Origin of the sequence: Pseudomonas antarctica (assembly GCF_900624995.1) — a bacterium.
GTDB lineage: Bacteria > Pseudomonadota > Gammaproteobacteria > Pseudomonadales > Pseudomonadaceae > Aquipseudomonas > Aquipseudomonas antarctica.
This window is the reverse complement of the sequence record NZ_UYXQ01000137.1, coordinates 1-9,274: the sequence shown is the minus strand read 5'-3', so window position 1 is coordinate 9,274 and position 9,274 is coordinate 1. Positions and strand designations below refer to the sequence as shown.

The window sequence follows — 9,274 nt, the reverse complement described above, 5'->3', positions numbered from 1 at the left end:
TCGCGCGGCCGGGGTCTGGAACAGGTCATCACGCGGCAGTACTTCAACCACCTGGGCAAGCTCTTTGCCCAAGTGAGCTTTAGGCTGGAAGCCCGAACGACGTTCGATTTCCGCCACTTTGCGACGGATATACGGAATCACTCGCACGCTTTCGCCGTACACCGAAGAGGTGTAGAGGCCCATGAAGCGGTGTTCCTTGATGACGTTGCCGTCGGCGCTGATCTCGCGGATCGACACATAGTCAGGATAAGCCGGGCGATGCACGCGGCTTGGGTGCGCAGCCTTGGCGAACGACAGCACAACCGGCTCGTTCAGGTAGGCCACCGCGTAGTCTTCGATGCGCAGGTCTTCGGCAGTGAGGCCGGCACGCAGCAGCTTGGTCAGACCGAGGAAGGAATTGGCGTCATATTCGATATGACCGCCGTCCTTGTCGTCACGTACCACGAATTCTTCATAGCCAAGGAAGGTGAAGTGGTTGCCCACCAGCCATTCCAGGAAGTTCTTGATCTCGGCTTTCTCTTCGCCGTCGATGCTGAACTGGCTCGCGTCGATGCCGTCCAGCAGTTCCTGGACCTTGGCCTTCATCGGTTCGAAATCAGCCACGGCCACGCGCACTTCGCCCAGTACCTGCTCAAGCTCTTTGCTCAGCACGTTCAGTTCGGCAGCATTGGCGCAGCGGTCGATTTCCAGGTACATCAGCGATTCTTGCTGGATGCCTTCGCCCTGGGTGCCTTTTGGCAGGATTTCCAGCAGCTCGCCTTTCTTGCCACGACGTACGCTGAGCACGGTGGTTTGCAAGGTATGGATGCTGTAGCCACGGCGGTTCAGCTCGGTACGCACCGAGTCCACCAGGAAGGGCAAGTCATGGTGCAGCACTTCGACCGCGGTGTGGGTCGACTGCCAGCCATGACGTTCGTAATCGGGGTTGTAGACCCGCACTTGCGATTGGGTGTGATCAAAGCGCTCAAGCAGGCGCCAGGCAGACAAGGTGCAACCGGCCAGGTCGGAAAGGCGACGCTGGGTCAGTTCGTCCAGGGAAATAATGCCAAAAAATTGTTCAGCGAACAGCGCCACTTGTGGCAGTGCCTGTTCACTGATGTGCTGCGCCAGTGCCGCTTGCAGTTGATGCTGGAAGTCGGCCTTGCTGGCTGCGGTGAAGAACGCCATCTGTGGTACTCCGCTTGGGCTTGTTATTGATGGAAGCGTCGCGTGTTATCCCCTTGCGGGGAGACCGTCAGCGCTGTTCGTCGATACGGGTCAAATAAGTACCATAAACGAATCAGGGTGACAGGTGGGTGAAGCTGGACAAGACAATGAGGTCACATACAACTTCCATAAGATGTGCGCAGTGTAGGGCGACGGTACGACGGGCAGGTCAGACTCCCGGCACAGGGCACATCCGTTGCGCAGCTTAACGAGTGTAGGAAGACAGCTGCTTGCGATGCTGCGACATATTCGGTCATCGGCACGCAGGCTTGGGGTTGCGACTTGAGCAACCCGGATTTTCCCGCAGAAAAACCAACGAATTTCACGCCCGCGAGTACCGAAAATGACTGGTATTGCCCGTCAGGTCATGCATTGTGTCTGACATACGATGCAGCACAAAATTCGCCGCAATGGCACAATTGCCTCGTTGTGCCCTCCCCCAAACAGGATTTCTCATGCTGCAACTGAACACTGACGCACTGATGGCCACCCCGTGCGACGACGAAGAAGACAACATGGCCATGCTCTGCTGTCACGGTAAGAACGGCGAGATGTTCATGCTCACCCGATACCCTGATGAAGATGAGGTTGAACTCACTTGGGATTACGAGCCGTCGACGTTGGATGGGCTGCAGGTCACCTTGAGTGACACCACGCTACTGATCGAGCTGGCCGCTGGGGACGCCGACGCGTTGGGTGGCAAGGATCAGCTGCAGATCACCCACGCCACTGCCGCGTCGGATTTGGCTGAAGTTGAAGAAACCTTGCAGAACATTCTCAAGGGCACCGGCAGCTTTACCCGAATCTAAACTGCCGCACAGATCAAATGTGGGAGCCAGCGCCCACATGGGCAAGGCAAGCCTTCAGCACAATTTGTGCTGCACACACAAAATTCCTACAAGTTTTCCTAAAAATACCCCGCGCGCCGTTAGTCGCCACCCCCCTCGATGCATTAAAGTAAGCCCCCCAGGCCCGGCGTTTTTTTCTCAACGCCCGGCCAATCTCTCCAGGAACCGTCATCGATGGAACATCGTGAAGCGCTGCTCGCGCTGCGAACTTTTCTTTCTACGCAGATTCTCGGCCAGGAAAAACTCATCGATCGCCTGCTGATCGCCCTGCTCGCCGACGGCCATATGCTGGTCGAAGGCGCACCGGGCCTGGCCAAGACCAAGGCCATCAAAGAGTTGGCCGAAGGCATCGAAGCGCAGTTCCATCGTATCCAGTTCACCCCCGACCTGTTGCCCGCCGACATCACCGGCACCGAGATCTATCGCCCGGAAACCGGCAGCTTCGTGTTCCAACAAGGGCCGATCTTCCACAACCTGGTGCTGGCGGACGAAATCAACCGCGCGCCCGCCAAGGTGCAGTCGGCATTGCTCGAAGCCATGGCCGAACGCCAGGTCAGCGTCGGGCGCAGTACTTACGAGTTGTCGCCGCTGTTTCTGGTGATGGCCACGCAGAACCCCATCGAGCAGGAAGGCACCTACCCACTGCCCGAAGCCCAGCTTGACCGCTTCCTGATGCACGTCAAGATCGGCTTCCCCGACGCCGCCGTCGAACGGCGCATCCTGCAACAGGCCCGTGGCGAAGCGCTCAACGGTGAAACCAAGCCCGAACGCCGCGTCAGCCAGCAGGCCATCTTTGCGGCGCGCAAGGAAATCCTCGGTTTGTACATGGCCGATGCGGTGGAGGAATACTTGGTTCAGTTGGTGATGGCCACGCGCACCCCGGCCAAGTTCGACCCGGAGATGGCCGAGTGGATCGCCTACGGCGCCAGCCCACGCGGCTCCATCGCCCTCGACCGCTGCGCCCGCGCCCACGCCTGGCTGGCCGGTCGCGACTTTGTGAGCCCGGAAGACATCCAGGCGGTGCTGTTCGACGTGCTGCGCCACCGCATCATTCTGTCATTCGAGGCCGAAGCCGCCGGTATTGACCAGGACCGCGTGGTGCAACGCATTCTCGACGTCGTTGCCGTCGCTTGAACCCCATGAACGCAAGCGATGGAATCCGCGTCACCCTCAGCGACTTGATTGAGATGCGCCACCGCGTGCGCGAAGTGCAGCTGTTTTCCACACCGAGCCAGCGCAGCCCGCTGATCGGCTTGCACCATTCCAAACTGCGTGGGCGTGGCGTCGACTTTGACCAAGTGCGCGTGTACCAGGCTGGCGACGATGTACGCACCATTGATTGGCGCGTGACGGCACGTACTCAGGAGCCGCACACCAAGCTGTTCCACGAAGAACGCGAGCGGCCGATTTTCATCATGGTTGAGCAAAGCTGCCGGCTGTTTTTCGGCTCCGGCCAGATGTTCAAGTCGGTGCTCGCCGCGCAAGCCGCCAGCTTGATCGGCTGGGCGGCGCTGGGTCACAACGACCGCGTCGGCGGGCTGGTGTTTGGCGACAACGAGCACTACGAAATCAAGCCTCGGCGCAGCAAGCAAAGCCTGCTGCAACTGCTCAACCGCCTGGTGCGTGTCAACCAGAGCCTGAATACCGAGAGCCGCCCCGAAGCCGATGCCCTGGGCATGGCGCTGCGCCGTGGCCGCGAAGTGCTGCGCCCGGGCAGCCTGGTGATCGTGATTTGCGATGAGCGCGCGCTGACCGAAGGCGCCGAGCAACAACTGAGCCTGCTGTCGCGGCATTGCGACCTGCTGCTGTTGCCGATTTCCGACCCGCTGGACCACGCTCTGCCCGCCGCCGGGCTATTACGTTTCGCGGAAAGAGGCGCGCAGCTGGAACTGGACACGCTGAATTTCGACTTGCGCCAAGCCTACAAGGCCCAGGCCGAAGCGCGTATCGCCCGCTGGGAATTGCTCGCACAGAAACTGCGCATCCTGCTGATGCCATTGAGTACACAAAACGAAATGGTCGAGCAACTGCGCGAATACCTCAACCCGCAACGCCCGGTTAAAAAGCAATGAGCAGCCTCGACCCACTGCAACCGCTGATCGCCCCGCCGGCCATCGGCTTCTGGCCGCCTGCGCCAGGCTGGTGGCTGTTGCTATTGATGATTCCTCTGCTCGGCTGGGGGCTGTGGTCGCTGCGTCGCTTGCTGCCCACGCGCCGCCCCGTGGCTCGCGCCGAACAACCGCTGGACCCGCTGCGCATCGCCGCCCTGGCCGAGCTGGCCTTGATGCCCAAACCTTACGACGGCGCACCCGCCGGCGCCTGGCTGCAACAACTCAATGGCCTGCTCAAACGCCTATGCCGCAACGACTACCCCTACAGCCAGAGCCACACCCTCAACGGGCGTAAATGGCTGGCGTTCCTCGACAACCGTTGCCCGGCCGCCGGCCTCACGCGCTGGATGGTGCTGGTGGAAGGCGCCTACAAACCCGAATGCAAACTCGACGACAAGGCCATTGCTGGCCTGACTCAAGCCGTCGACACCTGGATTCGCAAACATGTTTGAGTTCGCCTGGCCGTGGATCTTCGCCCTGTTGCCATTACCTTGGTTGATGCGGCTTATCTTGCCGGTGGCCGACAGCGGTGAGCCGGCGTTAAAAGTCAGCTACCTCGCCGACCTCGAAGGCCTCGCCCGCCGTCGCGCACGCGTCAATCTACCCGGCTGGCGTCAGCAGGCGCCCTTTGTGGTGTTGTGGCTGCTGCTACTCACCGCGGCGGCCCGCCCGGAATGGCTTGGCGAACCGTTGCCGATTGCCGCCAGTGGCCGCGACCTGCTGGTGGCGGTGGATGTCTCCGGCTCCATGGACTTCCCCGACATGCACTGGCAGGACGAAGACGTCAGCCGCCTGAGCCTGGTGCAACACCTGCTCGGCGACTTTTTGGAAAGCCGTGAAGGCGACCGCGTTGGCCTGATCCTGTTTGGCAGCCAGGCCTACCTGCAAGCCCCGCTGACCTTCGATCGGCGTACCGTGCGCACTTGGCTGGACGAAGCGCGTATCGGCATTGCCGGCAAGAACACCGCCATCGGTGATGCGATTGGCCTGGCCTTGAAACGCCTGCGCCAGCGCCCGGCACACAGCCGCGTGCTGATCCTGGTCACCGACGGCGCCAACAACGCCGGGCAGATCGACCCACTGACTGCCGCACGCCTGGCCGCTGAAGAAGGCGTAAAGATCTACCCGATCGGCATTGGCGCCGATCCGGAGCAAACCGGTTCGCTGGGCATTCTTGGCGTCAACCCGAGCCTGGACCTGGACGAACCCGCGTTGAAGGCCATCGCCGACGCCACCGGTGGCCGCTACTTCCGGGCCCGCGACGGCGAGGAATTGCAAAAGATCAAGGAAACCCTCGACCAGCTTGAACCTGTAGCCCAACAACCGACTCAGGCCCGCCCGGCCCAGGCGCTGTACAGCGCGCCATTGGCCCTCGCGCTGGTCCTGAGCATGCTGCTGGTGATCCAGGAACGCTGGCCCAATAACGCGCTGCAGCGCTTCTTTAATAAACTCTCGACCCAGGGCAATTTCCTGCAACAGCACCCGGAATGGCGCCAACGCCTTAAACGCCTGCGTTTGCGGAGGCGTCGATGATCGATCTGTGGCCGCACTGGTTCCGTCCTTGGTGGCTGTTGCTGTTGCCGCTGCTCGGCTGGCTGCTGTGGCAGCTGTGGCACCGGCAAAAGCGCGCCGGGCGCTGGCAGATGATCCTGCCGCCGGCCTTTCATGCGGTGTTGCTCAGTGGTGGCAGCGGGCGCGAGAGCAAATCGCCGTGGGTGGTGCTGGGCATCGCCTGGCTGCTGGCCGTGTTGGCCTTACTCGGCCCCAGCTGGCAAAGGGTTGAACAGTCCAGCCAGAAACCCGCCGACCCGATGGTGGTGCTGCTGGAACTGACCCCGCAAATGCTCGCCACCGACAGCCCGCCCAATCGCCTCGAACAAGCTCGGCGCAAGCTGTATGACTTGCTGCAAGCGCGCGCCGATGCACCGACCGCCATCGTCGTGTATGCCGGCAGCGCCCACACCCTGGTGCCGCTGTCGGATGACCTGGCTACCAGCCGCAACCTGCTCGAAGCCCTACGGCCCTCGATCATGCCGGAGCCCGGCCATCGCGCCGATCTGGCGGTAGAAAAAGCCCTGGGTTTGCTCAAGCAAAGCGGCCTCGGCCAAGGCCGTTTGTTGCTGGTCGGCTCTTCACTGTCGAAACAGGAACGCCAAGGCATCCGCCTGCAGTTGCAAGGCGCGCAGGCGCCGACCTTGTCGATCCTCGGCATTGGCAGTCGCGAAGGCACGCCGGTCACCCAGGAAAGCGGCGAGTTCCTCAAGGACGAACAAGGCGCGATCCTGGTGCCGCGCCTCGACAGCCCGACGCTCAAGGCTTTCGCCAGCGAGATGGGCGGCCGCTACCGCACCGCGCGCCTGGACGACAAGGATTTGCGCCAACTCAACCTGCTCGACGGCCCGCAGAACCTGCGCAACGACGGCCAACTGCTGCACCTCGACACCTGGGCCGACCAGGGTTATTGGCTGCTGCTGCCGCTGTTACTGCTCGCCGCCTGCGCCGGGCGCCGCGGCTGGCTGTTCTGCCTGCCACTGCTGTTATTGGCCGCACCGCAGCCCAGCTATGCCTTCGAGTTCCAGGACCTGTGGCTGCGTCCCGATCAGCAGGGCCAGTACTTGCTCAAGGAAAAGCGCCCCGCCGAGGCCGCCGAACACTTCGACAACCCGCAGTGGCAAGGCGTTGCATTGTATGAAGCGGGCAATTACGCCGAAGCGATCAAGCGTTTTGCCCAAAGCAATGACGCTTATTCCCACTACAATCGCGGCAATGCCTTGGCCAAGTCCGGCGAACTTGAAGCGGCCATCGACGCTTACGAGCAGGCACTGGAAGCCCAGCCCGACCTGCAACCGGCGCTGAAGAACAAAGCATTGGTGGAAAGCCTGATGCAGCAACAAGCACAGCCTGAGCCGACTAAACCTGCAAAAAACGAGGATGACGAAACCACCCAACCCGGCCAAACTGCGCAACCGGGCACGCGCGGGCAACATGCGTCGGGCGGCGAACAATCGTCCCAAGGCCAGGGCGAGGCTGGCACGGGCGATACTCAAACCGGCGGCACGCCCAAAGCCGGCGGCAACGACGTACCGGGCAGCGAACTGGGCGATGAACCCACCACCACCCCGCCGCTTCGCCCCGCCGATGCCAGAATTGATGGCGAGCATCGCCAAGCGTTGGAGCAATGGCTGCAAGAGATCCCGGACAACCCTGGCGAACTGCTGCGGCGCAAATTCTGGTACGAACAGCAACAACATCAGGACAAGACTCGATGAGCCGCCGCCCCCCCCTTCTGCTCCTGCTCGCGTTAACGGCAGGCCACGCCCAGGCGGCGAACCTGGTTGCCAGCGTCGACCGCAGCCGCCTCAATTCCGGGGAAACGGTGGAACTGACGGTGCAATCCAGCGACGTCACCCAGTTCGGCAAGCCCGACTTGTCGCCGCTGGAGGCGCAGTTCGAAGTCAGCGGCACGCGCCAGATCAACCAGCTCACCACCTTGGGTGGCGACAACCACGCCACCACACGCTGGATCATCACCCTGCTGCCGAAGGAAAACGGCACGGTGGTGATTCCGCCATTGCAAGTGGGCGAGCTCAAGACCCAGCCGATCAGCCTGCAAGTGGTGGAAACCGCCAGCCAGAACACCAGCGCCGAGCTAGCGCCGGTATTCATCGAAGCCAACCTCGACCAGAGCAGCGTGTACGTGCAGGCACAGGCCTTGTTGACCGTGCGCGTGTACCACTCGGTGTCGCTGTATGACGACAGCAGCCTCACGCCGTTGCAGATTCCCGATGCACGCATCGAGCAGTTGGGCGAGTCGCGCACTTACGAAAAAGTCATCAACAGCATTCGCCACGGCGTGATCGAGACCCGCTACGCGATCTACCCGCAGCACAGCGGCGCCTTGATGATTGCGGCGCAGACCTTCAGCGCCACGCTGGTGGAATCGCGCCCACCCCAAGAAAACACCCTGCAAGGCACCAAGCCGGGCAAGCTGATTCACGTCAGCTCCGCCAACCTGCCGCTGACGGTCAAGCCCAAGCCAGCCATGTACCCGGCTGACGCACCGTGGATACCGGCACGCAGCCTGACCCTGACGGAAGCCTGGAACCCCGAACCCGAGCATGTGCAAGTCGGCGACTCGCTGACTCGCAGCCTCACGGTCAAGGCCGAAGGGCTGTCCAGCGCACAACTGCCGGCGCAGCCCAGCACCGACATCAATGGCCTGCGCCGCTACCCCGACCAGCCGGTGCTCGACAACCAGAACAATGACCACGGCCTGACGGGCAGCCGCGAAGACCGCGAAGCCCTGGTGCCGACCCGCGCCGGCGCCGTCGAACTGCCGGCCGTGGACGTGGTGTGGTGGAACACCCACGAAGACCACCTCGAACGCACCAGCCTGCCCGCGCGCACCCTGCAAGTGGCGACCAACCCGAGCCTGGTGGTGGACACCCCCGCCACGCCGACCGTGATTACTGCGCCGGACGATGATCGCCTGTGGCTGTGGCAACTGAGCACGCTGATCTTCGCCTGCACCACGCTGCTGGGCTTCGGCCTGTGGTGGCGTGCACGTCGGCAACCGGCCGTGCAGCGCGCCGCGCAAACCGGCCCGAGCCCGCGTAGCCTGCTCGACGACCTCAAGCGCGCGACCCAGGCCAACGACCCGCAAGCCACGCGCCAGGCACTGGATGCCTGGGCGCGGCAACAGCCGGAAACCCTGGCGGACATGGCGGCGCGGTTTGTGCCGTTGTCGGATGCGTTGGATGGATTGAATGGCGCGCTGTACAGCGAGAGTGGGCATTTCTGGTTGGGTGAAGACCTGTGGCGGGCGGTCAAGGCCATTCCAGTTGCCGAGCGTGAGCAAGACCCTGCGACGGACACCACCAGCTTGCCGCCGTTGTATCCGAAATAATCGTGGGGTTGCGGTCCAGATTGCGAAAAATCGCCTGAAAGTCGCACTGCACTTTGGATCCATTGGATGTTAATATGCCACCATCTGGCCGGGCTTGAAGGTTCAAGGGCTGAGTTTTGCTCAGCGTCGGCAGGTTCGATTCCTGCTCCCGGCCGCCCAATTCAGGAGAGCTCATGAGTTACCGGGTTAAGCTTCAATGGGGG

The 9,274-nt window shown here is 62.3% G+C and carries 7 protein-coding genes and 1 pseudogene; 7 read left to right on the top strand and 1 reads right to left on the bottom strand.

The genetic code is table 11. From position 1 onward, the window contains the following. A pseudogene (locus tag E0F99_RS26685) lies at positions 1-1,167 on the bottom strand (NAD-glutamate dehydrogenase); the annotation flags it as partial. Positions 1,168-1,661: 494 nt separating this feature from the next. Here E0F99_RS26685 and E0F99_RS26680 point away from each other — a divergent pair. The 7 genes from E0F99_RS26680 (at position 1,662) to E0F99_RS26650 (ending at position 9,071) form a co-directional block, all read left to right on the top strand. Further along, positions 1,662-2,015 (top strand): hypothetical protein, encoded by a 354-nt coding sequence (locus tag E0F99_RS26680; protein ID WP_083358656.1) that lies wholly within the window; start codon positions 1,662-1,664, stop codon positions 2,013-2,015. Positions 2,016-2,228: 213 nt separating this feature from the next. Further along, positions 2,229-3,188 (top strand): AAA family ATPase, encoded by a 960-nt coding sequence (locus E0F99_RS26675; RefSeq protein WP_017739127.1) that lies wholly within the window; start codon positions 2,229-2,231, stop codon positions 3,186-3,188. A gap of 5 nt (positions 3,189-3,193) precedes the next feature. Beyond that, positions 3,194-4,126 (top strand): DUF58 domain-containing protein, encoded by a 933-nt coding sequence (locus E0F99_RS26670; protein ID WP_083358657.1) that lies wholly within the window; start codon positions 3,194-3,196, stop codon positions 4,124-4,126. Continuing rightward, positions 4,123-4,617 carry a DUF4381 domain-containing protein gene (locus tag E0F99_RS26665; RefSeq protein ID WP_083358658.1) on the top strand — a complete coding sequence of 165 codons (495 nt, stop codon included), beginning with the start codon at positions 4,123-4,125 and terminating at the stop codon, positions 4,615-4,617. Before E0F99_RS26670 ends, E0F99_RS26665 begins: the two co-directional genes overlap by 4 nt. Continuing rightward, complete coding sequence (locus E0F99_RS26660; protein WP_083358659.1) at positions 4,610-5,698, top strand: vWA domain-containing protein; 1,089 nt, start codon at positions 4,610-4,612, stop codon at positions 5,696-5,698. The genes E0F99_RS26665 and E0F99_RS26660 overlap by 8 nt, the downstream gene beginning before the upstream one ends. Then, positions 5,695-7,434 carry a tetratricopeptide repeat protein gene (locus E0F99_RS26655; RefSeq protein WP_130909023.1) on the top strand — a complete coding sequence of 580 codons (1,740 nt, stop codon included), beginning with the start codon at positions 5,695-5,697 and terminating at the stop codon, positions 7,432-7,434. The genes E0F99_RS26660 and E0F99_RS26655 overlap by 4 nt, the downstream gene beginning before the upstream one ends. Next, complete coding sequence (locus tag E0F99_RS26650; RefSeq protein ID WP_130909022.1) at positions 7,431-9,071, top strand: BatD family protein; 1,641 nt, start codon at positions 7,431-7,433, stop codon at positions 9,069-9,071. Before E0F99_RS26655 ends, E0F99_RS26650 begins: the two co-directional genes overlap by 4 nt. Positions 9,072-9,274 lie beyond the last annotated feature (203 nt).

Coding starts and splice junctions, on each gene's coding strand:
- E0F99_RS26655 (WP_130909023.1), top strand. CDS start 5,695: ATGATCGATCTGTGGCCGCACTGGTTCCGTCCTTGGTGGCTGTTGCTG.
- E0F99_RS26650 (WP_130909022.1), top strand. CDS start 7,431: ATGAGCCGCCGCCCCCCCCTTCTGCTCCTGCTCGCGTTAACGGCAGGC.
- E0F99_RS26660 (WP_083358659.1), top strand. CDS start 4,610: ATGTTTGAGTTCGCCTGGCCGTGGATCTTCGCCCTGTTGCCATTACCT.
- E0F99_RS26680 (WP_083358656.1), top strand. CDS start 1,662: ATGCTGCAACTGAACACTGACGCACTGATGGCCACCCCGTGCGACGAC.
- E0F99_RS26675 (WP_017739127.1), top strand. CDS start 2,229: ATGGAACATCGTGAAGCGCTGCTCGCGCTGCGAACTTTTCTTTCTACG.
- E0F99_RS26670 (WP_083358657.1), top strand. CDS start 3,194: ATGAACGCAAGCGATGGAATCCGCGTCACCCTCAGCGACTTGATTGAG.
- E0F99_RS26665 (WP_083358658.1), top strand. CDS start 4,123: ATGAGCAGCCTCGACCCACTGCAACCGCTGATCGCCCCGCCGGCCATC.